At 53.4% G+C, this 24,974-nt stretch carries 22 protein-coding genes; 10 read left to right on the forward strand and 12 right to left on the reverse strand.

What is annotated here, in order from left to right:
- Positions 1–479: 479 nt before the first annotated feature.
- Both VB741_RS11675 and VB741_RS11680 read left to right on the forward strand, forming a co-directional pair.
- Positions 480–1,349: a hypothetical protein gene (locus VB741_RS11675; protein WP_323365353.1), complete on the forward strand. Its 870-nt coding sequence runs from the start codon at positions 480–482 to the stop codon at positions 1,347–1,349.
- Positions 1,350–1,410: 61 nt separating this feature from the next.
- Complete coding sequence (locus tag VB741_RS11680; protein WP_323365354.1) at positions 1,411–2,733, forward strand: ATP-dependent DNA helicase; 1,323 nt, start codon at positions 1,411–1,413, stop codon at positions 2,731–2,733.
- Between the two features lie 47 nt (positions 2,734–2,780).
- Here the strand turns inward: VB741_RS11680 and VB741_RS11685 are convergent, their stop codons facing one another.
- From VB741_RS11685 to gltB, 5 genes are all read right to left on the reverse strand, one after another.
- On the reverse strand, positions 2,781–3,614 hold the full coding sequence (locus VB741_RS11685; protein ID WP_323365355.1) for an alpha/beta hydrolase: 834 nt from the start codon (positions 3,612–3,614) through the stop codon (positions 2,781–2,783).
- Positions 3,592–4,047: an NUDIX hydrolase gene (locus tag VB741_RS11690; RefSeq protein WP_323365356.1), complete on the reverse strand. Its 456-nt coding sequence runs from the start codon at positions 4,045–4,047 to the stop codon at positions 3,592–3,594. The genes VB741_RS11685 and VB741_RS11690 overlap by 23 nt, the downstream gene beginning before the upstream one ends.
- A 4-nt stretch (positions 4,048–4,051) precedes the next feature.
- A complete protein-coding gene (bcp, locus tag VB741_RS11695; protein ID WP_323365357.1) occupies positions 4,052–4,516 on the reverse strand; it encodes a thioredoxin-dependent thiol peroxidase in 465 nt (154 codons plus the stop codon).
- Positions 4,517–4,606: 90 nt separating this feature from the next.
- Positions 4,607–6,091 carry a glutamate synthase small subunit gene (gene gltD, locus VB741_RS11700; RefSeq protein WP_323365358.1) on the reverse strand — a complete coding sequence of 495 codons (1,485 nt, stop codon included), beginning with the start codon at positions 6,089–6,091 and terminating at the stop codon, positions 4,607–4,609.
- Between the two features lie 145 nt (positions 6,092–6,236).
- A complete protein-coding gene (gene gltB, locus VB741_RS11705) occupies positions 6,237–10,832 on the reverse strand; it encodes a glutamate synthase large subunit (protein WP_323365359.1) in 4,596 nt (1,531 codons plus the stop codon).
- A 608-nt stretch (positions 10,833–11,440) separates the two neighbouring features.
- On the opposite strand from gltB, the gene VB741_RS11710 reads away from it, so the two are divergent.
- Positions 11,441–11,653: a hypothetical protein gene (locus tag VB741_RS11710; protein ID WP_323365360.1), complete on the forward strand. Its 213-nt coding sequence runs from the start codon at positions 11,441–11,443 to the stop codon at positions 11,651–11,653.
- A 297-nt stretch (positions 11,654–11,950) separates the two neighbouring features.
- On the opposite strand, the gene VB741_RS11715 is transcribed toward VB741_RS11710, so the two are convergent.
- Complete coding sequence (locus VB741_RS11715; RefSeq protein WP_323365361.1) at positions 11,951–14,206, reverse strand: DUF3352 domain-containing protein; 2,256 nt, start codon at positions 14,204–14,206, stop codon at positions 11,951–11,953.
- A gap of 286 nt (positions 14,207–14,492) precedes the next feature.
- On the opposite strand from VB741_RS11715, the gene VB741_RS11720 reads away from it, so the two are divergent.
- Together VB741_RS11720 and VB741_RS11725 are read left to right on the forward strand one after the other, a co-directional pair.
- Positions 14,493–15,353 carry a M48 family metalloprotease gene (locus VB741_RS11720; protein WP_323365362.1) on the forward strand — a complete coding sequence of 287 codons (861 nt, stop codon included), beginning with the start codon at positions 14,493–14,495 and terminating at the stop codon, positions 15,351–15,353.
- A gap of 148 nt (positions 15,354–15,501) precedes the next feature.
- Complete coding sequence (locus VB741_RS11725) at positions 15,502–15,978, forward strand: hypothetical protein (protein ID WP_323365363.1); 477 nt, start codon at positions 15,502–15,504, stop codon at positions 15,976–15,978.
- A 44-nt stretch (positions 15,979–16,022) separates the two neighbouring features.
- Here VB741_RS11725 and infC read toward each other — a convergent pair whose 3' ends face one another.
- Together infC and VB741_RS11735 are read right to left on the reverse strand one after the other, a co-directional pair.
- On the reverse strand, positions 16,023–16,550 hold the full coding sequence (infC, locus tag VB741_RS11730) for a translation initiation factor IF-3 (RefSeq protein WP_323365364.1): 528 nt from the start codon (positions 16,548–16,550) through the stop codon (positions 16,023–16,025).
- 249 nt (positions 16,551–16,799) lie between these two features.
- Positions 16,800–17,471, reverse strand: a complete 672-nt coding sequence (locus VB741_RS11735) for a glutathione S-transferase family protein (RefSeq protein ID WP_323365365.1) — start codon at positions 17,469–17,471, stop codon at positions 16,800–16,802.
- Between the two features lie 76 nt (positions 17,472–17,547).
- Here VB741_RS11735 and VB741_RS11740 point away from each other — a divergent pair, with 76 nt between their 5' ends.
- Positions 17,548–17,901 carry a Spx/MgsR family RNA polymerase-binding regulatory protein gene (locus VB741_RS11740; RefSeq protein ID WP_323365366.1) on the forward strand — a complete coding sequence of 118 codons (354 nt, stop codon included), beginning with the start codon at positions 17,548–17,550 and terminating at the stop codon, positions 17,899–17,901.
- A gap of 30 nt (positions 17,902–17,931) precedes the next feature.
- Positions 17,932–18,123 (forward strand): hypothetical protein, encoded by a 192-nt coding sequence (locus VB741_RS11745; RefSeq protein ID WP_323365367.1) that lies wholly within the window; start codon positions 17,932–17,934, stop codon positions 18,121–18,123.
- A gap of 196 nt (positions 18,124–18,319) precedes the next feature.
- Here the strand turns inward: VB741_RS11745 and VB741_RS11750 are convergent, their stop codons facing one another.
- Together VB741_RS11750 and VB741_RS11755 are read right to left on the reverse strand one after the other, a co-directional pair.
- The gene (locus VB741_RS11750) at positions 18,320–18,589 is read right to left on the reverse strand and encodes an RNA recognition motif domain-containing protein (protein ID WP_323365368.1); all 270 of its coding nucleotides are present in this window, start codon (positions 18,587–18,589) and stop codon (positions 18,320–18,322) included.
- Positions 18,590–18,840: 251 nt separating this feature from the next.
- Positions 18,841–19,032 carry a hypothetical protein gene (locus tag VB741_RS11755; protein WP_323365369.1) on the reverse strand — a complete coding sequence of 64 codons (192 nt, stop codon included), beginning with the start codon at positions 19,030–19,032 and terminating at the stop codon, positions 18,841–18,843.
- Positions 19,033–19,184: 152 nt separating this feature from the next.
- Between VB741_RS11755 and VB741_RS11760 the strand changes: the two genes are divergently transcribed.
- From VB741_RS11760 to VB741_RS11770, 3 genes are all read left to right on the forward strand, one after another.
- Positions 19,185–19,313 carry a hypothetical protein gene (locus VB741_RS11760; RefSeq protein WP_323365370.1) on the forward strand — a complete coding sequence of 43 codons (129 nt, stop codon included), beginning with the start codon at positions 19,185–19,187 and terminating at the stop codon, positions 19,311–19,313.
- A gap of 72 nt (positions 19,314–19,385) precedes the next feature.
- Positions 19,386–21,944 (forward strand): cyclic nucleotide-binding domain-containing protein, encoded by a 2,559-nt coding sequence (locus tag VB741_RS11765; RefSeq protein ID WP_323365371.1) that lies wholly within the window; start codon positions 19,386–19,388, stop codon positions 21,942–21,944.
- A gap of 319 nt (positions 21,945–22,263) precedes the next feature.
- A complete protein-coding gene (locus VB741_RS11770) occupies positions 22,264–23,880 on the forward strand; it encodes a cation:proton antiporter (protein WP_323365372.1) in 1,617 nt (538 codons plus the stop codon).
- Positions 23,881–23,947: 67 nt separating this feature from the next.
- On the opposite strand, the gene VB741_RS26330 is transcribed toward VB741_RS11770, so the two are convergent.
- Positions 23,948–24,493, reverse strand: a complete 546-nt coding sequence (locus VB741_RS26330) for a GNAT family N-acetyltransferase (RefSeq protein WP_442786342.1) — start codon at positions 24,491–24,493, stop codon at positions 23,948–23,950.
- Positions 24,494–24,611: 118 nt separating this feature from the next.
- The gene (locus VB741_RS26335; RefSeq protein ID WP_323365373.1) at positions 24,612–24,857 is read right to left on the reverse strand and encodes a pentapeptide repeat-containing protein; all 246 of its coding nucleotides are present in this window, start codon (positions 24,855–24,857) and stop codon (positions 24,612–24,614) included.
- Between the last annotated feature and the right edge of the window lie 117 nt (positions 24,858–24,974).

The raw sequence follows: 24,974 nt of genomic DNA on the forward strand, positions 1-24,974 counted from the left end.
TTTAGCCAAACGTAGACCCACTCTACTTCTTCCTAAATTACTCGCTGCCAGAATCAGGCCTCCGGAACCCCAGCAACAGATGGCTTCTGCCGCCTAATCACTCAACAGAAACTTCGCACTGTCCAGCACTGAAGGTTCGGGGACGTTGTTAATTTATTACCGAAAGAACCGGTGTCTATCACCCAACCACTGGCAAAAGCTGTTGAACGAAGCCATGGAAGCTTACACACAGTTTAGCCAACAATATCATTAAGTAGGGGACTCAAAGCCGCAGAATTTGGGGGTTAGAGCTTGTACAAAGATGCCCAACACCTGACCTGACCTCTGATAAATAATCAGGCCAACCCACTTAGCGTGATCTGTCGTCATGAGATTATGGGTCTAAACTCCAGTTACAAATATCGAGCAACAAATATCGGCAAACAAACAGGTGGCAAGCGATCAACAATGGAATTGGTGGAACTCAAGGAAGGGTAGAAATGATTGCGATCGCAACAGGATTATCCCCCCATACCCTACGCCATCCAGCAGTGACCACCGTGCATCTGCTCAATCAGTCCCCAGGAGCCGAACGGGTGGGGGGCGTCACCCTATACCTTGAACCGATCGATCAGCCCCTAGTGGAGCTAGTCTCTACGGCCAATGTGGACCCCAGTTACGAAAACGCTGTGGCCCAGGGTGTGCAACAGACATGGGAACAACTCAACGTCAACATCACAGGTTTACGGCTGTGGTGGTGTGACTGGCTATGGCATCCCATTGACTCACGCCCCAGCGCCTTCACCCAAGCCGCGGCGAAGGCGCTGGCGGAACTCTGGCCGTGGTTAGAACTCACCCCATTTGTAGCACCCATCGCGCCCACGGGTCCCCCTGCAACACCTCCATTCCCCAGCAAACGTTTTGAACGGCATCCCATTACCCACTGCAACAACCATTTGCAAGCCCCCATAGAAGGTCGCTGGACCATCAAAACACCCCTGATCTCCCACGTTACACGGGTGGTAGGAAGCCATTGGCTAGCGGTGGACCATCCCCCTAAAAATCGTTTAGTCGGCAGCCAATCCATCACCCAAACAACAATTTCCTTTAAGGCGATTGCCAGTACCCAAAAAGTTTGCCCGGTGGACAAGCTGCCTGAATTCCGGAAGGACAATGGAGAGATTTTTCATACCTTTAGCGATTCCATTCGCCACCATCTCCCCAACGCTAGGGGGTTTGACATCATGGTCCAGGAACTGATGTACCAAACGGGTGATCATCCTGGCCCAGCTCGCTCAACCCAATGTCTGCAGATGTTAACCCAAGCTCTACAGCAAGCCATCAACGTCGGCGGTAAATCTTATCATTAGTTCGTTTGTATCAAATCCATCCCTTCGCTATGATAGGGACGTACCCTGATGCCTCGTTCGGATGGATAGCGCCACCACGAATCCAGACACGATTCCAGAAATACTGCCAGGGGTTGAACTGAGTGGGGAGCAGTGGGAGGCACTGCAGGCAATTGAGGAGTTTTTACAGAGTCCGAGCAAGCTCTATTTGCTGACGGGCTATGCGGGGACAGGCAAAACCACATTGCTCCAGGCCCTGGTTACCCATTTGCGCGACCAAGGCTGTGACTGGCCCATTGCCCTCACCGCCTTTAGTAATAAGGCCACAAAGGTGCTGAAAACCATGGCTACCCAGTGGGATCTGAAACAGGTGGAATCGGTCACCTGCTGTCGGCTGCTGGGGCTGAAGCCGGTGATCGATGCGGCCAGCGGCGAGCAGATTTTTAAGTCGGTGAGCGATCAGCATAATCAGGTGCCGGACTATCGCTTGGTAATCGTGGATGAATGCTCGATGATTAACCAGGAGATGTGGAAGCTGCTGGTAGAGGCCATTTCCCGGTTGGATATCCCCACCCAGATGCTGTTTGTAGGGGATCCGGCCCAGCTACCGCCGGTGAATGAAACCGAGTCCTGCTGCTTTCATCAGATTATGCATCAGTCGTCCCTGTCCCAGGTGATCCGCTATGGCGGGGCAATTGGGCTGGTGGCGGATGATATTCGGCGCAATATTGAGCGACAGCTGCTGCCCAGGTATGAGAGTGATATCAATGCAGACCGCACCGAAGGTTTTTTCGTTCTGCCCCAAACCCCATGGCGCGATGTGCTCATTCGCGCTTTTACCTGTGAAAAATATAAGGCTGATCCCAACTATGTTAGGGTGCTGGCCTACACCAATAACCGGGTCAAAACCCTGAATCGGATGATTCGTCGGGCCATCTATGGCGATGACCTGGAACAGTTTGTTCCTGGGGAGAGATTGATTGCCAACAATCCTTGCCTGGAGGAAGGGGCGATTATTCTCCAAACCTCTGAGGAATGTGAGGTGCTAGAAGTCAAACCGGGCAAGGTTGAGGGCATGCCCGTATGGCAACTGGTAGTCTATACAGAAGAGGGTAAGTTTCAAGATCTCACTGTTTTGCAGGAGGTCAGTGTTCCTGATTATGAAAGGCGTTCGCGGGACTATGCCACCAACAAACAATGGGAGATTTTCTGGGAGTTTCGGCAACAGTTTCATGATTTGAACTATGCCTATAGCCTGACGGTGCATAAAAGCCAGGGTTCTACTTTTCAGGATGTGTTTGTGGATCTGCCGGACCTGATGCGCAATTCTAAGGTGATTGAGCGCAATCAGCTTTGCTATGTGGCGTTTACCCGGGCGGCTAAACGGGTGTTTATCTATCAGTAAGTCCGACTAAATACCCCGTGAAATTCATAAAATTCATGGGGTATGGCCTAAAGGGTGGGTAACCAATGTTCTAGGAAATCTGCGATCGCACCCGCTTCATAGCTAGGCAACTCGTCATCTCCCGGCAAGATTTTTACGCCGGCCCCAGGGGCTACCAGGGTAAACGAGTGAGTCAACTGTCGGCTCGCATCTCCGGCCCCTTCCCCTTGCAGGGCCACCATGGCCATAGGCAATGTAGCCAATTGGGTACCCACAATTTCCGGTTCTAAGTCCTTGCGCCGCCGCTGAAATAGCATATGACAAGCGGCCGGATAACGCTTCAGCAACTGCCGCTGGTGGTAATTTTGCCACCAGGCCGATGTTCGTCCAGGCTTAGGCTGGCGCGCAAACGGTTTTAACAAAGACAACCACAGTCCCGCCAGGGGGCTGCTCAGCCATCGTTCCTGGCGCCAGCGCTTAGGCTCATAGGTCAGCCCCTCCGGCTCCAACACACAGATGGCCTTGACCCGGTCTGGATAGCGGAGGGCATAGCGCGTGGCTACCCAAGCCCCCAGGGAATGGCCCACGAAAACAACGGAGTTCAGTCGCAGGGAATCCAATAACTCCGCCAGAGTATTCACCTGCATGCTAACGGAGTAAGCCGCTTTATTCTGCAGCCGCTGGGACTCCCCAAAGCCAATTAGGTCAGGGGCTAAACAGTGGTACTGCCGCCCCACCTGCATCAGCACCTTACTCCACTGATCCCCGTCATGCCATGACCCATGGAGAAAAACCACGGTTTGTCCCTGGCCCACTTCGCGCCAAAACAGCTGTCCGTGCTTGAGCTTGCGTCGCAGATTGCGCACAGGCAGCCTGATGTTAGGCCAAAACAGTGGCTCCATTAAAATAGTCCTGTAGCTGCTGATCATGATCGTGGGCTAGGTTACCACGGGGAATGGTATCCACAGCAAAAGCCTCAATTCTCATGACCTCAGCTTTATCGCGAATACAGAAATTGCCATCCACATAGGCTTCGAGGGCCACACAGGTGGAATGAAACCGGGGGTCGCGCTCCGGGTGGGAATACACCCCGACCAGACGACCCAGAGTGAGTAAATTCAGCCCGGTTTCTTCCAGTAGTTCGCGCTGGGCGGAGGTGGCAATGTCCTCCCCCCAGTCAACTAGGCCACCGGGCAAGCCCCAACGACCGCTATCGCGACGCTGGATCAACACAATCCGGCCATCGGGCAGAATCGGGATCACGCTGGTCCCCAACAAAGGTCGTCGTAAAAGTAACCCCAAAAGGGTCCGTACCGGTCGCCAAAATTGCGGCATGGCATTACAGCTCGTCTAGTTCAGCAAGAAGTTCAACCGGATGCTTTTCAGCCTTCACCTTGAGGTAAATCTTCTCCAGATTGCCATCTGGACCGATCACAAAGGTGCTACGGCTGATCCCCATGTATTCTTTACCCATAAACTTTTTGAGACCGTAGCTGCCATAGGCAGTTGCCACTTTGGCCTCTTCATCCACCAGCAGTGGAAAGGGTAAATCGTATTTAGTCATAAATTTTTGGTGGGATTTGGCATCGTCGGCACTGACGCCAAGCACCACCACGTCTTTGGCCTGATAGGCTTCGTAGTTATCTCGAAACGCACAGGCCTCTTTGGTACACCCAGGGGTGCTATCGCGGGGGTAAAAATAAAGCACCACCCGCTTTCCCTTTAAAGCCGCCAAACTGACGGTCTCCCCATCAGCATCAGCCAAACTAAAGTCAGGAGCCGGATCGCCAACTTGCAATGTCATGGATTCTTAAAAGCCTACGTATCAAGTTTGCCCTTAAGATTGTATACCCTCTCGCTGATTGCTTATTTTTAGGGTGGATAGGGGGTGAATCTAGGGTAAGTCGGTGTGGCCCATGAGGTAGCGATCGCATTCCCGCGCCACCCCACGACCTTCATTAAAGGCCCACACCACAAGGCTTTGCCCCCGGCGGCAGTCCCCCGCCGCAAACACCCCAGGAATACTGGTGGTGTATTGCTCAAATTCCGCCTGGATATTGCTCCGACCATCCTGTTCCAGCCCCAAAGCATCAATCAACGGCTGCTCTGGTCCCAGAAATCCCATGGCCAAAAGCACCAGCTGAGTCGGAATCACCCGCTCAGAACCCGCCACATGCTGCAGCTGAAAACGGCCACTTTCGTCCTTCTCCCAAGCCACATCCACCACATGGACAGCCTTGACATGGCCACTGTCATCCGACTCAAACTTAGTCGCCGTGCACAGATAGGCCCGAGGATCATCCCCAAACTTCGCCGCCGCCTCCTCTTGGCCATAGTCCATGCGATACACCTTCGGCCATTCGGGCCAGGGATTATTGGCCGCCCGCTCCTCCGGAGGCTTAGGCATAATCTCCAGCTGGGTCAAGCTCGTGCAACCATGGCGAATGGAAGTACCCACACAGTCAGTGCCCGTGTCCCCCCCACCAATAATCACCACATCCTTACCCGCCGCCGAAATCACTTGACCATTCTGGGTGGGATCAATCACCGCCTGGGTGTTTTTCGTTAAAAACTCCATGGCAAAATAAATGCCCTGGGCATCCCGGCCCTCAATGGGCAAATCGCGAGGTCGGGTGGCTCCAGTACATAACACCACCGCATCATAGTCCTGAGTCAATGTGGCCGCAGGCAGATCCTTCCCAATCTCGGTATTACAAATAAACCGCACCCCTTCCTGCTCCAGCAATTGGATGCGACGGAGCACCACCGCTTCCTTTTCCAACTTCATATTGGGGATACCGTACATGAGCAATCCCCCCGGTCGGTCCGCCCGCTCATACACCGTCACCAAATGGCCCGCCTTATTCAGCTGAGCCGCCGCCGACAGCCCCGCTGGCCCAGAACCCACAATAGCAACCGTCTTTCCCGTCCGCGTTGCCGGAGGGGCAGCCACCACCCAGCCTTCTTCCCAGCCTTTGTCGATAATGGCATGCTCAATATTTTTGATCGTCACCGGTGGGTTATGAATCCCCAATACACAGGCCCCCTCACAGGGCGCTGGGCACACCCGACCAGTAAACTCAGGAAAGTTGTTGGTCTTATGCAATCGGTCCAAGGCCTCTTTCCACAGCCCGCGATACACCAAGTCATTCCACTCAGGAATGAGATTATTGATGGGACAACCGCTGGCCATGTGGTTAATGGTATTCCCCGTATGGCAAAAAGGCGTACCACAGTCCATACAACGAGCCGTTTGCTCCCGCAGCTTTCCATCCGGTAGCGGGGTATGAAACTCTTGCCAATGATGAATCCGCATTAGCGGCGAGACATCTGGCGCAATTTCGCGAGTGTATTCCAGAAAGCCTGTTGGTTTGCCCATGGGAGAAATCGTTGATGATAAATAATTTGTTACTGAGGGTGGGCACAGCCCACCCAAGAAATGAATGCAGGGAAAGTAGAAAACCCCGATATCGATGAAAAAATCATCGGGTTTACACAAACGTTAGGAGCGGCGTTAGGAGCGGTTAATTCCCCGCCACCCGAGCAACGTCTTTAATATTGGCCTCAAACGCTGCCGACAGGGCATCATCACCGCTAAGACCATCCTCCAATGCCTGTTTCAAAGCCTGGATCACCCGCTTATAATCCCGAGGAATCACTTTGACAAACGTGGGGAAGAGAGCATCCCAATCGCCGAGGATCTTCTCGGCAGTTTGACTGCCAGTGTAGTTCTGATGATTAGCCACCATCTCCCGCAGGTCAGCAATCTCTTCTGGATCGGTCAGCTTCTCCAGGTCCACCATCTCGGTATTACAGCGAGTGGGGAAGTCTCCAGCCTCGTCATAGACATAGGCAATGCCGCCGCTCATCCCCGCCGCAAAGTTACGCCCGGTGGCACCGAGAACAACCACTTTACCGCCGGTCATATACTCACAGCCATGGTCACCCACCGCCTCCACCACAGCATTCACACCGGAGTTACGCACACAGAAACGCTCTCCGGCCATGCCATAGATATAGGCCTCACCACCTGTAGCCCCATAGAACGCCACATTACCGATAATAATGTTGTCCTCAGGCACAAATGTGGATGCCTTGGGTGGGTAAACAACAATCTTGCCACCGCTCAGCCCCTTACCCACATAGTCATTGCCATCCCCTTCTAACCGTAGGGTCACACCGGCGGGAACAAAGGCCCCAAAGCTCTGACCGGCACTGCCTTGGAAGGTGAGATCCACCGTATCCTCCGGCAACCCTTCCCAATGTCGCTTAGTAATCTCGTTCCCCAGAATGGTCCCCACCACCCGGTTGATATTACAAATAGGCAATGTGGCCTGCACCTTTTCACCCTTTTCAATGGCCGGCTGACACAAGTCCAACAGGGTGGTGATATCCAAAGACTTATCCAAACCATGATCCTGAGGGATCTGGCAGTAGCGCCCCACATCGTCAGCCACCTGGGGCTGGGCCAAAACCTTCGAGAGGTCGACGCCCTTGACCTTCCAATGGTCCACCGCTGACTGCACTTCCAGCCAATCAGTATGGCCCACTAATTCATCAAAGGTGCGGACCCCCAGCTGGGCCATCAGTTCTCGCACATCCTGGGCAATAAACCGCATAAAGTTCACCACATGATCAGGATCCCCAATAAAGCTCTTGCGCAGCTGGGGATCTTGGGTAGCGATGCCCGCAGGGCAAGTGTTCTTTTGGCAGACGCGCATCATAATGCAGCCCAGGGCCACCAAAGGTGCAGTCGCAAAACCAAACTCTTCTGCCCCCAACAAGGCCGCCATCACCACATCCCGGCCCGTTTTCATTTGGCCATCGGTCTCTACCACTATGCGACTCCGCAGGTTGTTGAGCACCAGGGTCTGGTGGGTTTCTGCCAGACCCAGCTCCCAGGGCAGTCCCGCATGTTTGATGGAGGTTTGGGGAGAAGCTCCTGTACCACCGTCAAAGCCAGATATCAGCACCACATCGGCATGGGCCTTGGCCACCCCGGCGGCAATAGTACCCACGCCCACTTCCGATACCAGCTTGACGTTGATGCGGGCACTGCGGTTAGCATTTTTCAGATCGTGAATCAGCTCCGCCAAGTCCTCAATAGAGTAGATGTCGTGGTGGGGCGGTGGGGAGATCAGACCCACCCCTGGGGTGGAGTGACGCACCTTAGCGATCCACGGATAGACCTTTTGACCGGGCAACTGGCCCCCTTCACCGGGCTTGGCCCCCTGGGCCATTTTGATCTGGAGTTCCTGAGCCTGGGAGAGATAGAGACTGGTCACCCCAAATCGACCGGAGGCCACCTGTTTAATGGCACTATTTTTAGAGTCACCCTGGTCATTGGTCCAGGTAAACCGTTCAGGATCTTCGCCCCCCTCACCGGTATTGGACTTGCCCCCCACCCGATTCATGGCGATGGCCAGGGACTCATGGGCTTCCTGGGAGATTGAACCGTAGCTCATGGCTCCGGTTTTGAAGCGGCGGGTAATGTCGGCAACAGACTCCACTTGATCGATGGGAATGGGCTGACGGGCCTTAAAGTCCAACAATCCCCGCAGGGTAAAGTGCTGCTTACTCTGGTCATTCACCAGGTTGGCATAGCGCTTATAGGTGTCGTAATCACCGGAACGCACCGCCTGCTGCAGAGTATGAATGGTGTCTGGGTTAAACAGGTGAGCCTCGCCATCCTTACGCCATTGGTAGTTACCACCGACATCCAGCACCGGAATGTCGCCCCGTTCGGCAAAGCCATGACTATGGCGCATAATCGCTTCCTGGGCGATCACATCTAAACCGATGCCCTCAATGCGTGAGGCAGTCCAAGTAAAGTACTTGTCGATCACACTGTGGTTTAGGCCAATGGCTTCAAAAATTTGGGCCCCGCGATAGCTTTGTAGCGTAGAGATGCCGATCTTGGCCGCGATCTTAATGGTGCCCTTCGTGATGGCCTTGATGTAGTTCTTATGGGCATCTGCGGGGAGAATATCCACCAGCATGCCATCCGTCACCATGTCATCAAGGGTTTCAAAGGCCAGGTAGGGGTTGATGACATTACAGCCATAGCCCAACAAAACGGCAAAGTGATGCACTTCGCGGGGTTCGCCCGACTCGAGGATGATACCCACCCGGGTGCGGGTGCCCTGGCGAATGAGATGGTGGTGCAAACCGGAAACCGCCAGCAGAGCCGGAATGGGAGCATGATTAGGGTCCATGGCCCGGTCAGACAGGACGATCAGGTTAGTGCCGGTGTCAATGGCCCGGTCTACCTGTTCAAAAATCGCCGTCATCGCTGACTCTAATCCCTGTTCTCCCGTTTTGGGATCAAATAAAATCGGCAGGGTCAACGCCGCAAAGCCAGGCACATCAATATGCTGCAACTTGGCGAGATCGTCATTACTAATCACCGGTGTCTGCAGCTGGATCAACCGACAGCTCTCCGGCTGGGGATCGAGCAAATTACGCTCCGAACCTACCGTGGTCACGGCGGAGGTAATAATCGCCTCCCGAATAGAGTCGATGGGGGGGTTAGTCACCTGGGCAAACAGCTGCTGGAAATAGTCGTATAGCAGCTTCGGCTTGTCGGACAGCACCGCCAAGGGCGTATCAGTACCCATGGAGCCAACGGCCTCCACCCCATCTTGCGCCATGGGGGTAAGCAACATGCGCAGTTCTTCAAAGGTGTAGCCAAAGGCCATCTGGCGCTGGCGCAGACTGCCACCAGCTAAGGTTTCTGTCTGTACCTGCGGGGGCTTGGACGCTAAGCCTGCCAGGGTGAGCTGATGCTGATCCAACCACTGCCGGTAGGGTTGGGCATTAACGATTTCTGACTTAACTTCCTCATCCCCGACGATGCGACCAGCGGTCATATCCACCAGGAACATGCGTCCCGGCTGCAGGCGACCTTTTTCTAGAATCTGCTCCGGCGCAACGGGCAAAACCCCCGCCTCCGACGCCATAATCACCCGGTCGTCCTTAGTAACGTAGTAGCGAGAGGGTCGCAGACCATTGCGGTCTAGGATCGCCCCAATCATGGAACCGTCGGTAAATGCCACCGACGCCGGACCATCCCAAGGCTCCATCAGACAGGCATGGTACTCATAGAAGGCTTTGCTAGCATCATCCATGGACTCATGGCCGGTCCAAGGCTCAGGAATCATCATCATCACCGCATGGGGCAAGGAGCGTCCCGCCAACACCAGCAGTTCCAAGGCATTATCAAAAATGGTCGAGTCGCTACCGTCGATGTTAATTACCGGCTTCACTTTGGCTATGTCGTCACCAAACAGGACCGACTCAAACATGGACTGTCGCGCAATCATCCAGTTAATGTTGCCGCGCAGGGTATTGATCTCACCGTTGTGGGCGATGTAGCGATAGGGATGAGACCGCTCCCAGCTGGGGAATGTGTTGGTGCTAAACCGGGAGTGGACCAGGGCCAGCGCACTTTCAAAATCAGGATCGCTCAAGTCCGGGAAAAAGTCTTTCACCTGGGGTGGAGTCAGCATCCCCTTGTACACCATCGTGCGGCAGGACAGACTGGCGGGGTACCAGTAGGTATCGTGACCAGATTCACTAATGGCGTTAAATGCCAGCTTCCGAATCACGTAAAGCTTCCGTTCAAAGTCTAGGTCGTCAGCTAGGTCAGCAGCTCGCTCAATGAACACCTGCTGCATAAAGGGCTCACTGTTCTGGGCCGTTGCCCCTAGGCTGCTATTATCCGTCGGCACATCGCGCCATCCCAGTACCTTTTGCCCCATTTGGGCCGCCACCGACTCAAACCGACGGCGACTTTCAGCCCGCACCGCTGCGTCCGGCGAGGTGAAAATCAGACCGACCCCATAATGACCGGCAGCAGGCAGTTGAAACCCTGCGGCCGCCGTCACCTTTTGCAAAAATCGATGGGGAACTTGCACTAGAATGCCAGCCCCATCCCCCGTATTCGCTTCGCTGCCGCAAGCCCCACGATGTTCTAAATTACAGAGAATCCTGAGTCCCTGCTGCACAATGTCATGGGATGCCAGTCCTTTCATTTGCACAACAAATCCAACACCGCACGCATCGTGCTCAAATTGGGGATCGTACAAACCCTGTTTGGGAGGAAACTGGTGACTAGTCATAGAGGTATTTTGGCGATAACGCAATTGTTGAGGGGACTTGTCAAGGACAGCCAGCAGCACATAGCTAGCGGGAATCGAACAATAGCACAAACTGCTGATTCACAATTGCCCAAGACAAACCGATGCTGAACTCTAATTCTCTAATGACCACAGCCGTTTGGCACGGATCTTAATAAAGTCCTTAATAAACCCGTCAAATTGATACATCCAATACCGAAGGGGGATGGGGTAGGGCTGTGGGCGCAGTCGGGGACTAGGAAAAATCTGTCGGGGAGCAGGGGAGTCGGAGGCAGGGTTTAGGCTACAGGCACCAAAGCGGCTGCTCCGGCTAATCCAAGGCCAGATTTTTTTGGGGCATTATCTTCCAGATTTTTTTTATATGCCGTAGTGTTTATACACCATCGGGAACAAGAATAGAGGGATATTACGTAATTGCAGACGTTTACTTGGGGGTGGTTGTCAACCCTAGGCTTAAGATTTAATACAAAATGATCCGATTCGTATTGTTTTCTGTTGACTGGCGACGTTCTGCTTTGGGGTGGAACCGCTTACAACACAATAGTATCGCTGGCTACTTAAGTCAGTGATAGTTAACCCCAAGGAATCTCATGGAAAAGCTTTCGCCCAAAACCGTCTATGAGAATTTGAATGATTTAGAGAAGGTAGATGTGGTCACTAGTGCCCGCTATCGTCAGCTGGCTCAGGAGGTGTTAGCGGACCTCACGGTGAGTGAAACCCTACGGCAAAATATTGCAGAACGTTTGCAACAGGCAAATCATCTGTTGGCGATTAGAAGTGTTGAGGGGGATGAGAGTTATTAGAAAAGAGTTTTTTATTTTGAGTCCAAGCATTCCGTTCTATGGTTTACAACGACTAAAGCCCTCTAGCTAAAAATCTGGGGTTTCGATAAATATACACCGGAGCCCCAGATGAAGAGACTATTTCGACCCTTTTGGCCCGGTCCTGCCGGAACTTAATACGCCTATTGAGAGAAGTATCTGGAGTCAGGACAGGACTCAGCTACTGGCGATAGCGGTTAACCCAACCCGTAGCACATCCCAGGAAGAGAGAAGGTTCCGGGTTTGGGCATGCAGTAATGCTTTACAGGTCCAAGATCCTTATTCCTGAATAACTTCCTCCACCTTTTCTGCCTCAACGGCTTCTTCCAGCGCTGCTTCCTCTTCAGAAATCTCTGGCTCCATCGGTTCACTAGCGGCCAAACCCAGTAAGGCGTCAATCTGAAACTCTTGGGGGTTGCTAGAGGTGGTCACACTTAAACTACGCACAGTAGCAAGATAACTTCTCATGCTAGTCGCCCAAGGATCGGTCGCCTGATTAAAACCAAAGAGATTATAGAAAAACAATAGGGTAGAACTCATATTCACATAGAAATACCCATTGTTTGGCGTGGGAAAGCTCTCCGTAGCATTGATAAACGTACTGTGACCATCTAACGGATTAAAACCAGCGGGCACCACCAACCGCTCCATCGCCCCAGCACCACTAGTAAACGCCAGGGTATCCTCCGTGATCCAGGTGTGGGTGAGGACACTATCCAACACCCCATCTGTATTGAAGTCGTACTGCCAGTTGACCACCGGATAGTTGGCCAGGGTCTCAGGTAAGGCCACCTCTTCCCCCACCACTTCATCTAATGCGTCTAACGCTGTTTCGGCAGCTTCCCGGTTGCTCGTTTCCAGCAGCACTCCCCCCTCCAGCCCCACCCCTGGAAAGAAAGAATTCAACAATCCCGACTGGCTAGGAAAGAGAAAGAGACTATACTCCCCATCCATCCAACTCAAAATGTCGCTGTCTAAGTCTAGCCCGGTGGCCAGGGACACGATGGAACGAGCGGTTTCTATCAAACCACCGCTGACCTCACTCAAGGAAAATGTAGAGGAAACATCATTCCAAAACCCACCGATGTCATAGCCACTGCCCATAAAGTAGGTGGCGGCTGGGATCATACCTAAAATAGATTGATCGGCATTGGGGGACGGGGGCAAATCGGGCAGTGCCCCTGAGGTGTATAGGTGTGCTTCCAGGTGCAGTCCCTTTTCCTGGGGATAGACTAGGGCATCAAAGGTGACGTTACTCAGCAAGGCGGACATGGCAGCCCGCTCACTGAGGCTGGGCTGGGGAATGGGGGGGAGGCCAAAACTCTGAAATGGATTACTAAATTCAAAGTTCATCAGTTCGCCAACATTGCCATAGACGGTGGCCAAACTGTTGGCAGCTTCGGGGTGACTTTGGGTCTTTTCAAAGCTGGGGTTACTAGTCAGGGTGGGTCCCCCTTGGGTCTGATATTCAATCCATTGCCGTAGACTATCAATGTTCTCCGCCATGACAATGTAGTTGCCAAGGTGGGCAACGGCGTAGCCGGGAATGGTGTAGCCGTCGTAGGAGTAGTCGCCGTTGGGGAAGTAGATGTAGGGGATTTCGGGCTCAGAGCGGTAGGCGCGGGGAGAGAAGGGGAGAGAGGGGGAAGAGGGTAAGGGGGTAAAGGAGGGGAGGAGATTGCTGGGTGGGGGGACTGGGGGGAACTCTTTTAATTCAGGTTCTGCTGGGGGAAATTCTTCCCAAGATTCGTCCCAGGAATCTTCGTAGGAAATAAATTCTGAGGGCCAGTGCCAGATGGGAAAGGTTCGGTAGGAGGTTTGTTCGGGCAGGGCGGCACGGGCCTCGGCTAGGGTGGGAATAAAGTCGATGAAGGCGGCGGCATCGCTGATGGGGACGATGGTGACTGAGCGTTCTACGGGGTCGATGGTGCGGGTGCTAGGGACGGGTAGGAGTGCGATCGCAACCCCATCTCCAATCCAGGGCTGTACATCCTCTACGTAATCTACCCCATAGGGCAGCAGCGGCAATGCCTGGGGGCTAAGCCCCACCCCAAACACCTCACTGAGCTGGGCAAATAGGGCATACCGATTGAGCTCCGTCCAAGCCTGATCGCGGGTGTTCACAATCATCGCCGCAGGCGTATTGGCAGGCAAAATATTCGTAATGATCGGTGGGGGTGGGGCCGTCGTCGGCAACATTGCCGCCACAGCAGCCCGCAGCTCAGTCACATCAATGGTCGGTTCCTCGGGAAAGCCGAATGGATCTTCAAAAGACTCGTCCAAGGGTGCGGTTGTAGCTTCAGCTGAGTCTTCTGCAGGGGGCTCAGTTGAAGCTGCCGGTTCCTCTGCTGCCGGTTCTTCTGCCGCCGGTTCCTCCACCGGCAGGTCCTCTAGCACCGGTGCTGGCGTTGCCTCACCGACCGGCTCTGCCTTCTCTAACGATGGCTCTTGGGCCGCTAAAGGGACGGCAATAGCCGCCAGAAAAGGGGCTGCTATTACCAGGGCCAATGCTGCCGTTCCCCATCGTTTCACCACAAATAAAAACTCCAGAAATATATGACTGACAAAATATGGCTGACAAATACGACTTAACCTGCGCAACGAAATTTAATCCTGCATTTAATCCTGCAATATTCAATTTCCCACGCAAAAGTAGATTTACCTAGAGCCCTAGCATTATCTACAACCGTAGTTCGGCCATTACGGTTTCCCCACGGTTTCCCATAAATGTTCGGTTATGGGTTCGGATTGCCATCCCTATCCCGTTTTTGCTTTTCTCAGTACTATAAGCGTAATGGCGAAATCAAAGGGTTTAGATCATATGAATCAGTTTAAAACTCTCGCATTGTTAAGCGTTCTCAGCGCTCTACTTATTAGCATTAGCTACTACACCATCGGTGGTACTGGCGGTGTAATTATTGGGGTTGCGATCGCAGCCATGACCAACCTGGGTTCATGGTTCTACTCCGATAAAATAGCCCTAGCCGCCCACCAGGCCCAGCCAGTCAGCAAAGAAGCCGAGCCTGCGCTGTACGCCATGGTGGAAAAGCTAGCCGCCAAGGCCGATATCCCCATGCCTGGGGTGTACATTCTCCCCACCCAGTCCGCCAACGCCTTTGCCACCGGTCGTGACCCAGAGCATGCAGCCGTTGCCGTCACCCAAGGCATCATGGCCATGCTGAGCCGCGATGAACTAGAAGGCGTCATCGCCCACGAACTCAGTCACATCATGAATCGTGACACCCTCACCCAGGCCGTCGCAGCGACCATTGCCGGGGCCATTTCATTCCTAGCCCAGATGCTGCAATACTCCATGTGGTTTGGCGGCAGCAACTCCCGGGAGGACAACGGTCCCAACCCCATCGCCCTGATGGCCACCCTAATCCTGGCTCCCATGGCCGCCACCGTCATCCAGCTCGGCATCAGCCGCACCCGTGAGTTTGCCGCCGATGCTGGGGCCGCTCAGCTAACGGGCAACCCCAGAGCCCTGGCCAATGCCCTCCAGCGGCTCGAAGCCAGTGCCAAGAAAATGCCCATGACCGGGAATCCCGCCTATGAGCCGCTGATGATTATGCACGCGGTGCCGAAGCAAATGTTTAGCGGCTTGTTTTCCACCCATCCGGCCACAGACCTGCGGGTTGAACGGTTAATGGCACTAGAGCAAGAAGTCGCAACTGCCTAAGAATAGGCCTAAGAACAGGCCCAAGAACAGACTGTATAACAAGAGATTGCGCTTCTCCCTGGAGAGCAGAGAGAACAAACAGCTCTTTATTAACCACTCCTGCCATGCTAGGGGTGGTTTTCTATCATAAATTCATCAACCCTAACCTGTGACCACACAACAGAATCCCGCCATCCCCCGCCCAGCTGCGCGTTTTCTATGGCTCACCTTTGATTTTGCCCACTGCCTAACCACCGATGTCGACGACATCACTCCCCAGCTTTTTCTCACCCTGATGACCCATCCCGCCATCAGCCAAATCAAACGATTCACCGCCGGTGCGGATAACCTGGGCCCGGATGACATCGCCCAGTGGGAACCCGGCCTGTTCACCGTCCAGGCTTACCGAGCTAGCTTAGGAGAGGTTTTAAGCCACGTCTCATCCCTCCTCGCCCCCCACCTGATGGCGGACAGCCCAGCAGCGGATAGTCCAAACCCAACCCCCTTAACCATTAAGATCTACACCCAAATGGGCGGACGCCATTACCCGATCACCACCCATCTCGGTGATGACGCCATCAAGATGGCCGCAGAAGAGATTGAAACCATGGTGCAGCAATATGAAAAAGATAGGTCAATGGGATAACCCCACTCACCTATCTTCCAAACCTCAAACAGACTGGGGTTACCCTAGGCTGGCATCAGTTGCAAAACCAACGCCCGCCGGTCAAAAGACTGAATTTTAGCAGTCTCTTTCAGGTCTTGCTCAATCCGTTCTAGGAGCTCTATGGCCCGTTCACGGTGCTGGTGCTCTCTGCCCCGCAAACGCACCCGGAACTTAACAGAATCACCCTTACCCAACCACTGAACTGCTTGGTTGATTCGGAGCTGATAGTCAGATTCTCCAACGTTGGGGCGCAACTTCACCTCCTTGACGGTGGTACGAGCGCTCTGCTTTTGGCGTTTCTTTTGCTGATACTGAAACTTACCGTAGTCCAGGATTTTAGCAACCGGAGCCTGCTTGCTTTCAGAGACTAGCACTAGGTCAAGCTGGGCCTCTTCAGCTAATCGGAGCGCCTCCAGGGTGTCGGTTAAGCCATGGTTAGTGTTTTCATGGTCAATCAGCAATACCTTCGGAGCTTTAATCTGACGATTGATTTGATGTTTCTGTACGATGAGTCTTTCCCTCTCTACTTCGAGCGCGACAGAGATAAACAATCACTGTTGCCAAACTAGGGAAATGACAATGGATTAGCGAACTAGGAGCCCCAGCTATCACTAACTCAGCCATTCCTGACATCAGCGATCTAAAATAAGTTTTCTAATCGTAGCTTACCGTTTTAATCATGAAACGGATCCGCAATATTGGTTGTAATTCTGTAAAGAAAAATCAATCTAGCGGTGGGGTCGCCATCCCCTGGCCCAAGGCCCATAGGGCCTACGTGACCTACTAGCCCATGCCCTTTTTTAGACCCTCTCCCTAGGGGTATGGAGCTGGTCAATAAAGTCGAGCACCTCCGATTCTGCGGCTGCGGCCGAGGCCCAAGCTTGGATTGAGGCCAATGCCTGCACCGCCTTGACAAAGGGCTGAGCCCCCGGCAGTAAATCGATCTGATAGGTGACAAACCTGAGGGCCACCGGCGCATAGGCCACATCGGCTAGGGAAAAGTCGCCGAAGAGCCAGGGACCACCATAGGTGCCGTAGGCTGCGGTCCACATCTGCTCCACCCGGTCGATTTCTTGCTGGGTGGCGGGGGCTAAGGCGCTGCGCTCTAGGGGGATACGGGCGCGGATATTTTGGGGCAGCTGCTCCCGAATGCCGAGGAACCCACTGTGCATTTCAGCCGCAATGGAGCGGGCGGTGGCCTGGGCCTGGGGTTGGGAGGGCCAGCCAACGGCGCTGGGGTGCTGCGATCGCACATAGCCCCAAATTGCACTACTATCCCAAACCCGAATATCCCCATCCAGTAATACCGGCACCCGTTTCGCCGGGGTGTACTGGCTAATTTGCTGCCAAGCATCCGTAAACAGCGGCAGTCGAATTTCCTCAAACGGTAGACCGCTTTCGGTTAAAAACAGCCAGGCCCGTAAGGACCAAGACGAATAGTTCTTATTGCCAATCACCAGTTTGAAACTCATGCTGCCTGATGTCCCTAGCTCTACCCGACCCCAGAAAAAATGCTACCATCCGTAGACAAATTATCCAGGTTTTACCATGGCGCTCCAGGTATATGGCATCCCCAACTGCGGCACCTGCAAAAAAGCCTTGACATGGCTAGATGCGAACGGTGTCGACTATGACTTTATCAACACCAAAGACCAGCCCCCCAGTCCAGAGCAAATCACCGCCTGGGTCGCCACCCTCACCGCTAAACCCATGCGCAATACATCGGGCATGTCCTATCGTGCCCTGGGGGAAGATAAAAAAGACTGGAGCGATGACCAATGGATCGCAGCCTTTGCCAAGGATGCCATGCTGCTCAAACGTCCCCTATTTGTGAAAGATAATCAGGCTGTATTAGTAGGCTTTCGGGCCAAGGAAGAAGAGCTGCGAGCAAAGCTGACCTAGACCATAACCACCACACGGAAGGAGTAACCCATGGGAGAATCCAAACGCAGAAAGGAAACTGAGCCGAACTATGGCAAGGTGGCCCAAAAGCGACCGAACCAGAAACGGTTTAAGTTCAACTTCGATCCTAAAAGTATTTCGCCAACAGAAATGGTCATTTGGGCCATCCTCATAGGCACCACATCGGCTGTATTCTTGGGTACTTATGTCTGGCAGCAGTAGCCTATGTCAGGAGATAGGAGTCAGGCAATCGAAGGCTGATGAATGCAGTCATCGGTTTGTTAATCACTCGATCTACCTGCCCAGATACAGACACTCAAAAGTGTCGCATTGCTGACATCAATGCGACACTTTTGAAATATTTCGGGAGTTCGGTGCCTGAGTTAGCTAGCTCAGGCCCTCCAGACTCCGCAAACCATTAGCGTTTGGGACGTTTGGGACGTTCCTCGCGGGGACGAGCTTTATTCACGCGGATTTCACGGCCTAGCCACTCAGCCCCATCCAGGGCTTCAATCGCGGCGTCTTCCTCAGAATCCGCAGCCATTTCTACAAACGCAAATCCGCGAGGACGATTAGTTTCGCGATCTATGGGGACAGTCACTCGCTTTACAGTGCCGTAATCTGCGAATACCTCCTGAAGATCTTCCTGCGAAACGTTGTAGGCTATGTTTCCTACATAAATGGACATGAACTTTCTCCAAACTCTTGAAATAAGACTGTGGCAAGGGTAACTCCGGAGACAACGTAGCCTCGATAATCCTAGGCCAGCTTCTTTGCGAAAATTTACGACTTATCCAGGGTCACATTAACATAGAAATTTGGGCTGTAATCGTTGCCTACATGACTTGTGAGGAAGGCTTGATATAAAGATATGGCTCCCTTATAAATATCTTTTTCCGTAGACAAAACTCCCAGGTTTCATCGCCAGGAAAGATAACCTTAGGTCAGAATCAGGCCCAAATCTCCGCAGGGGTTATCCTGTCTAAGATCGAGCATTAATATCACTTGATTTAGCTCGCTATCGCTCCAATGGGGGTGGGAGAGTTTCAGCGTACGTTGGCTGAGTTGTGTCAGCGGCTTTTGCAGCCAGCCATCTTGAGTATTGGCGTTTTTTAGATCTTTATTAAGCATGGTAAACCGCCTATCTAGGGGGCTATGTCGTTTTATCCTAGCGATTACTTCAAGGGGTGTCGGTGCCTCACCGTACGGTTTACCGAAACTTTGTCAGGGTAACGTGGGGCTGTACCGTTTGATCAGCAGATCAGTCAGGTTAAGACACAGTCATGATCGATATTGAGTTCATCCAAGCGGGAGATAGTTGGCAAAACTGGGTATTTACCGTGACCTATCTCAGTTTTTTGGTCTTTATCGTTTGGCGGGTGATCGTGTCCTCATCGCCACCGCCAAACTAAACAGATCCAAACCCATGGCGGCACCAGCCATTGATCTTCAACTAAGCTTCAATTAACTCATCTTTAACTAATATGCTGGACCAACAGATGCTGGACCGACAGATGCCAGAGCGGGTCACTTGGCTGCGGCAAAGCACCTGTCTGGGGGTGTTGCCCGAGGATGTATTGGTTGCGATCGCAACCCACATCACCCCTGTCCCCCTCCAAGCCAACCGCCGCCTGATTTTAGAAGACACCCAGCCGGACACCCTCTATATTCTGCGTCGGGGCCAGCTAGAGCGCTACCGCACCCAGCGCACCTCCATGGCCCAAGCTGTCACCCTCTTGCCAGGGGCGGTGCTCCATTTACGGGAAATTCTGCTGAATCAGCCGACGGACTATACCGTGATCACCCTCGAAGACTGTGAACTGTGGCAGCTAACCGCCGATCGGCTCCAGCAGATCGCCTTCGAATATCCCAGCCTCAACCAGGAACTGTCGGCCATCTTGGCCGAGGCCGTAGAACAGCTATCCGCCCAATTACTCTACGAGCAAGAACGGCAGCAAGAACTCCGCCCCTACTTGGTGCCCAAGGTCAGCCGAGGGGTGATCGGCGCTAGTCGCTATGCCCAACGACTACGCCAGGCCGTGCGCATAGCAGCCAGAGGCAGGGTCCCTGGGGCAGACCGGCGTGATGCGGTCCTGATATTTGGGGAACCCGGCCTAGAAAAAGATAATCTGGCGGCCCTGATTCATTTTGGTTCCCCCGCCAAAAAAGAGCCCATGATCAAGGTCAACTGCAAAAACCTCCGGGCCGTTGACCTGTTTGGCCGGGGCGACAGTCGGCCAGGGCTGCTCGATTGGCTCGGTACGGGCACCATCCTATTCAACAACATTCAGGATCTAGCCCCCGAACTCCGACCCGCCATTCTCCAACTGCTCAAAACCGGACAGTACCAACCCAGCTCCCCACCGGGCCAGGCACCGCCCCCGGCCAAAGTTAGCGATGCTTGGATCATGATGATCTCAGAAAAGAACCTCACCCCCTTTGCCAACCTGGCTAAGCAGACGATTAAAGTACCGCCGTTGCGGGTTCGTAAGACTGATCTATCAGCCCAGATTAACTACTACATTCAGCTCTATTGTCGGCAACGGGGCCTGAGCAAACCCACCCTGGCCCCAGAGGCCCTGCGCCGTCTCCAAAGCTACGATTTTCCCAACAATCTGCGGGAATTAGATAGTCTGGTCCAGCGGGCGATCCAACAGGCAGACCGTGCCCCCCATCTGACCGAAGAAGTCTTCTGGCCGGAGGAGGGACAACCGGGCAGGTTTCGCTGGAACCTGCTCAATGCTTACCCTCGGCTGCGCCAGTTTTTACGCAGTCCCTGGTGGCCAGATCGGCTTAACTTCGGCTTTACCAGTTGGTTCTATGCCCTGGTGGTGGCTCTGTTGTTTTTAGGTCCCCAAACCCGAGATGCCAATGTGGCCCTCAATTTCTTCTGGGCCTGGTGGTGGCCCCTGATCCTGGTGTCATTTCCCTTTGTGGGGCGGCTGTGGTGTGCGGTGTGCCCCTTTATGATCTATGGCGAGATTACCCAAAAGCTTTCCCTCTGGCTCTGGCCTCGGCAGCTGGGGGCCTGGCCCCGGCAGTGGGCCGATCGCTGGGGTGGCTGGATTTTGTATGCAGGCTTCGTCGCCATCTTAATCTGGGAAGAGCTATGGCATTTAGAAAATACGGCCTATCTCTCGGCCTGGCTATTGTTGATTATTACCGCCGGGGCCATGGTTTGCTCCGCTCTCTTTGAACGCAGATTTTGGTGTCGCTACCTTTGCCCCATTGGCGGCATGAATGGTCTATTTGCCAAACTTTCCATGGTCGAGTTGCGGGGCCAGCGCGGGGTGTGTTCGGCTAGCTGTAGCACCTATCAATGTTACAAGGGCGGCCCGGAGAAGGGAGAAGGCCAGGAGACCCTAGGCTGTCCGGTGTATTCTCACCCGGCCCAGCTGGTGGACAATCGCAATTGTGTGCTGTGCATGACCTGTCTCAAGGCCTGCCCCCATCGGTCCGTGGAGCTGAACCTGCGGCCACCGGGGATAGAACTGTGGACCACCCACACGCCAGTTGGTCATGAAGTGGCCCTGTTGTTGTTGCTGTGGGGGGCGGTGTTGGTGCATCGGCTGCCTGAGGTGGCGGCGCTGTTGGGGATTTCAGCCATGGTTCAGGGGTTTGGGGGACATGCGATCGCAACCCTAATCCTCCTCTTTACTCCCCTGCCCTTAGCCTGGATTGCCCACCGACTCACCCACTTCATCCAACCGAGCCTCAAAGCCCGTCCCTTCAACCAAGTGGCCTATGGTTGGCTACCCATTGTTCTGCTCAGTAGTCTGGCCCATTACCTATCCTTGGGTCTCACGGAAGCAGGCCGCATCATTCCGGTATCCTTGGCTAGTTTTGGCCTCGCTAGTACCGGACCGATCCTGGTGGCCCATCCCGCTGTAATCGCCTTTTTGCAAGGAGTAAGCCTGATCTTCGGAGCCGTCTTAAGTATGTTGCTGACCCAGCGCATCGCCCGCCAGTCCTGGGTTAAGCTAGCTCCGCTACACGGGTTAACCCTAGGGTTAACCGCCATCCTCTATGGACTGATGGTTTAGGCTCTTGAGCTTTTCGTCAGGGCAGCCAGATTGGGGTACCAACTCCAAGCGGGACGTTTTCCCAAGGATAGTATTCCGAAGTCAGGAGTCAGGAATCAGGGCCTCACTGGCTTCTGGCTCCGGATTCCCCACCTAGCCAGGATTTTCCGAATTAAGTTGATACCCAAGCCAGTCATAGGGCAGCCGTCGGTTCATCTTCGTCACATTAGTGCAACAGCTGATGCACTAATGTGACGAAGATGATGTTGAGCTTGCCTATCGGTGGCGAAATGCCTGCCTCCCCTCAGAAATCTTTCATACCCCCCAGCCATCTACCCCAATGCTAGAAAGCATCATCTGGATCCTGCTCACAGGCTTTTTCGCCGGACAAATCGCCCGCAGACTCAGAGCCCCAGCCCTAGTGGGCATGGTGCTTGCAGGCATCCTGCTCGGTCCCCAAGTAGGCAATCGGATCAGCCCCGGTGTCCTGGGTGCCGCCGACTCCCTCCGCACCATCGCCGTCATGGTCATCCTGATGAAAGCGGGCCTCGGCCTAGACCGCGAGAAGCTGGCCCAGCAAGGCACCGTTGCCCTATGCCTCGGTTTCTTACCGGCTACTTGTGAAGCTATTGCCGTTGCCCTAGCCGCCATCTGGCTATTCCAATTTGACCTAGCTACCGGCCTACTGCTCGGTTGCATCCTCGGGGCAGAATCTCCGGCTGTCATTGTCCCTGGAATGCTCCGCCTCAAAAGCCTGGGCTGGGGTGTCAAAAAAGGCATTCCCGACGCCATCTTGACCGGCAGTGCCCTCTCCGATGTGTTGCTCTTACTAGTATTTAGCCTACTCCTCGCCTTTCTCACTCAAGGAGCTGACACGGGCATCACCCTGGGCAGTCTTAGCCTCAGCCCGCTGCAACTGCTGCCGCTACAGATCATCCTACAAGTCAGCCTAGGGGTACTCCTAGGCTGGCTCACCGCCCGGTTACTCCTAGTGGTTTTAGCCAAACAAAACTGGACTCAGAATGCGGTTCAAGATGCCCTTGTTGCCGCCAGCGTTGCCCTACTCCTGGTAGTTATGGCAGAACATATCCCTGTTTTCTCCGGTTACTTAGCCGTTATGGCTAGTGGTTTCTTCTTAATCCAAATGGACGGTCCCCTGGCAAGAAGGCTACGGGAAGGATTCAACAGTTTATGGGTGGTTGCAGAGATTATTTTATTTGTATTGTTAGGAGCCAGCATTCAGCTCAGTGTGTTAGGCGATAACCTCCTTGTTGGTTTGTTGATCTTGGCAATTGGCACCTTAGGCGGCCGTTCCATTGGTTGGTATTTAGCCACATCGGGCAGCAACTGGACCCATAATGAACGGTTGTTTCTACTGTCAGGTAATTCGGCAAAAGCCACGGTGCAAGCAGCCATTGGCGCTATTCCCTTAGCCCAAGGGATACAGGGTGGAGACACCATTCTTGCCCTGGCTGCCCTCTCAATTTTGGTCACCGCTCCGTTGGGTGCGTGGGCAATTCCCACCTTTGCCCCCAAGCTGCTGGAACGGGGCGAGGTGGACCCCACCAAAGTTTCTGTTCAACGCAAAGTTGTTCTGCTGGCAGCGGTTGACACATCACCCCTCGCTGCCCAAGTGCTGACCAAAGCAGCAGACTTGGCTCGCCGATGCGATGGGGATGTGGTGGTTTTACATGTTCAACGGAGTGATGATCCTCAAGGAATCGAGAAAATAAAACAACAGATTCAACAACACTTAGCTGATATCCGACACCACTTTATTACGACATCAGGCGCGATCCCTACGGAAATTCTACGCATCGCTCAAGACTATGATGCGGCGGAAATTGTCATGGGCAAACGCGGACATCGCCATCTTGAAAGTTTATTGGTTGGCTCCGTTTCACGGGCAGTGGTAGAGACTAGTCCTTTACCTGTAGTCATTGTAGAGGCGATATAACGTTGCGGTTGAGAGGTCCCAGGCAATCTACGCAATACACAATGAGCTTTCGTCAAGCGGCTCCAATCTAGTTGTAGGCGGTAGTCTCGGTCTGAGCAGATTGGACAAAGCAGCAATCTCCTGGATCATATGAATAAAGTTTCGGGGACTGGCTCGCTTCCACTTCCTGGTACCCAAGTCGTTTCAAGAGGCGAATGCTCCTCTGATTCATTGGGTGCACAGTAGCCCACCACTCTGTTCCTGGGGCAACAGTAGTGAGGTAATCGTGCCACCATAGCATCGCCTCGAATGCTAATCCCTTGCCCCACCAAGCTTCGCCTAATAAATACGCGACCTCGCCCCAAGCTCCGTAGCATGTCGCTTCAAGTCGACCAATCGCTGGGGAAGGAGAAGTTTTTAACCGTATCGCCATGTTGAACGATCGCTCGGTAGATGTTGCCGAAACCATAGGGCCGCGAGAACGAGCGGCGTACTCGGCTCTCAACTCCTCTATTGTCGGTGGATTTCCATTGGAATCGATAAAGGCAAGAACAGAGGGTGTGGTCAGAATGGGAAAGAGATCACCGGCATGGGTGTCAGTCAATGGCTCAAAACATAGGTTCTTGCTTTGCATTAGTACTGTCTTTTCGCTCTAGTATAAGCTGTCTAAAGGTTGCACTCACCGGACGCAGACAACCTTGGCGGCAAACCGCCCATTTTGCGACGTTCCGGTGTTAGACGGCGACTGTAATCTAATCTTTTGTCTGTACCTGCAAGTATGCTGGAAGCCTTGTTTTTGGATTAATGATAGCACTTTCAATTTGAGAATTTGTCAGACCAACTGTATCTGATAAGTCAGTCCCCTCTAAATGGGCATTTGTAAATACTGCATCCGTCAAATCTGCATCAGATAGCTTCGATTCTCTTAAAGAAGCATTGGTAAAATTGGCTCCTCGAAGTGATGTTTTTCTAAGTCGAGCTTTATCTAACTGGACAATGACAAGTTTCTGTTTTGCTTCTGCCCCGTTCTCAAGCGGCTAAATCAGGTGGGTCAAGGGTTTTAGACATCTCAGTTTTATTAGCCAGTAATTTAGTCAAAAGTAGAGTGGGTCTAC

Source organism: Leptothoe sp. PORK10 BA2, assembly GCF_034932105.1.
GTDB lineage: Bacteria > Cyanobacteriota > Cyanobacteriia > Phormidesmidales > Phormidesmidaceae > Leptothoe.

What these genes read in the sequence shown, in the direction of transcription:
- VB741_RS11675 (WP_323365353.1), top strand. Translation starts at nt 480, where the DNA reads ATGATTGCGATCGCAACAGGATTATCCCCCCATACCCTACGCCATCCA.
- VB741_RS11680 (WP_323365354.1), top strand. Translation starts at nt 1,411, where the DNA reads ATGGATAGCGCCACCACGAATCCAGACACGATTCCAGAAATACTGCCA.
- VB741_RS11685 (WP_323365355.1), bottom strand. Translation starts at nt 3,614, where the DNA reads ATGGAGCCACTGTTTTGGCCTAACATCAGGCTGCCTGTGCGCAATCTG.
- VB741_RS11690 (WP_323365356.1), bottom strand. Translation starts at nt 4,047, where the DNA reads ATGCCGCAATTTTGGCGACCGGTACGGACCCTTTTGGGGTTACTTTTA.
- bcp (WP_323365357.1), bottom strand. Translation starts at nt 4,516, where the DNA reads ATGACATTGCAAGTTGGCGATCCGGCTCCTGACTTTAGTTTGGCTGAT.
- gltD (WP_323365358.1), bottom strand. Translation starts at nt 6,091, where the DNA reads ATGGGCAAACCAACAGGCTTTCTGGAATACACTCGCGAAATTGCGCCA.
- gltB (WP_323365359.1), bottom strand. Translation starts at nt 10,832, where the DNA reads ATGACTAGTCACCAGTTTCCTCCCAAACAGGGTTTGTACGATCCCCAA.
- VB741_RS11710 (WP_323365360.1), top strand. Translation starts at nt 11,441, where the DNA reads ATGGAAAAGCTTTCGCCCAAAACCGTCTATGAGAATTTGAATGATTTA.
- VB741_RS11720 (WP_323365362.1), top strand. Translation starts at nt 14,493, where the DNA reads ATGAATCAGTTTAAAACTCTCGCATTGTTAAGCGTTCTCAGCGCTCTA.
- VB741_RS11735 (WP_323365365.1), bottom strand. Translation starts at nt 17,471, where the DNA reads ATGAGTTTCAAACTGGTGATTGGCAATAAGAACTATTCGTCTTGGTCC.
- VB741_RS11740 (WP_323365366.1), top strand. Translation starts at nt 17,548, where the DNA reads ATGGCGCTCCAGGTATATGGCATCCCCAACTGCGGCACCTGCAAAAAA.
- VB741_RS11745 (WP_323365367.1), top strand. Translation starts at nt 17,932, where the DNA reads ATGGGAGAATCCAAACGCAGAAAGGAAACTGAGCCGAACTATGGCAAG.
- VB741_RS11750 (WP_323365368.1), bottom strand. Translation starts at nt 18,589, where the DNA reads ATGTCCATTTATGTAGGAAACATAGCCTACAACGTTTCGCAGGAAGAT.
- VB741_RS11755 (WP_323365369.1), bottom strand. Translation starts at nt 19,032, where the DNA reads ATGCTTAATAAAGATCTAAAAAACGCCAATACTCAAGATGGCTGGCTG.
- VB741_RS11760 (WP_323365370.1), top strand. Translation starts at nt 19,185, where the DNA reads ATGATCGATATTGAGTTCATCCAAGCGGGAGATAGTTGGCAAAACTGG.
- VB741_RS11765 (WP_323365371.1), top strand. Translation starts at nt 19,386, where the DNA reads ATGCTGGACCAACAGATGCTGGACCGACAGATGCCAGAGCGGGTCACT.
- VB741_RS11770 (WP_323365372.1), top strand. Translation starts at nt 22,264, where the DNA reads ATGCTAGAAAGCATCATCTGGATCCTGCTCACAGGCTTTTTCGCCGGA.
- VB741_RS26330 (WP_442786342.1), bottom strand. Translation starts at nt 24,493, where the DNA reads ATGCAAAGCAAGAACCTATGTTTTGAGCCATTGACTGACACCCATGCC.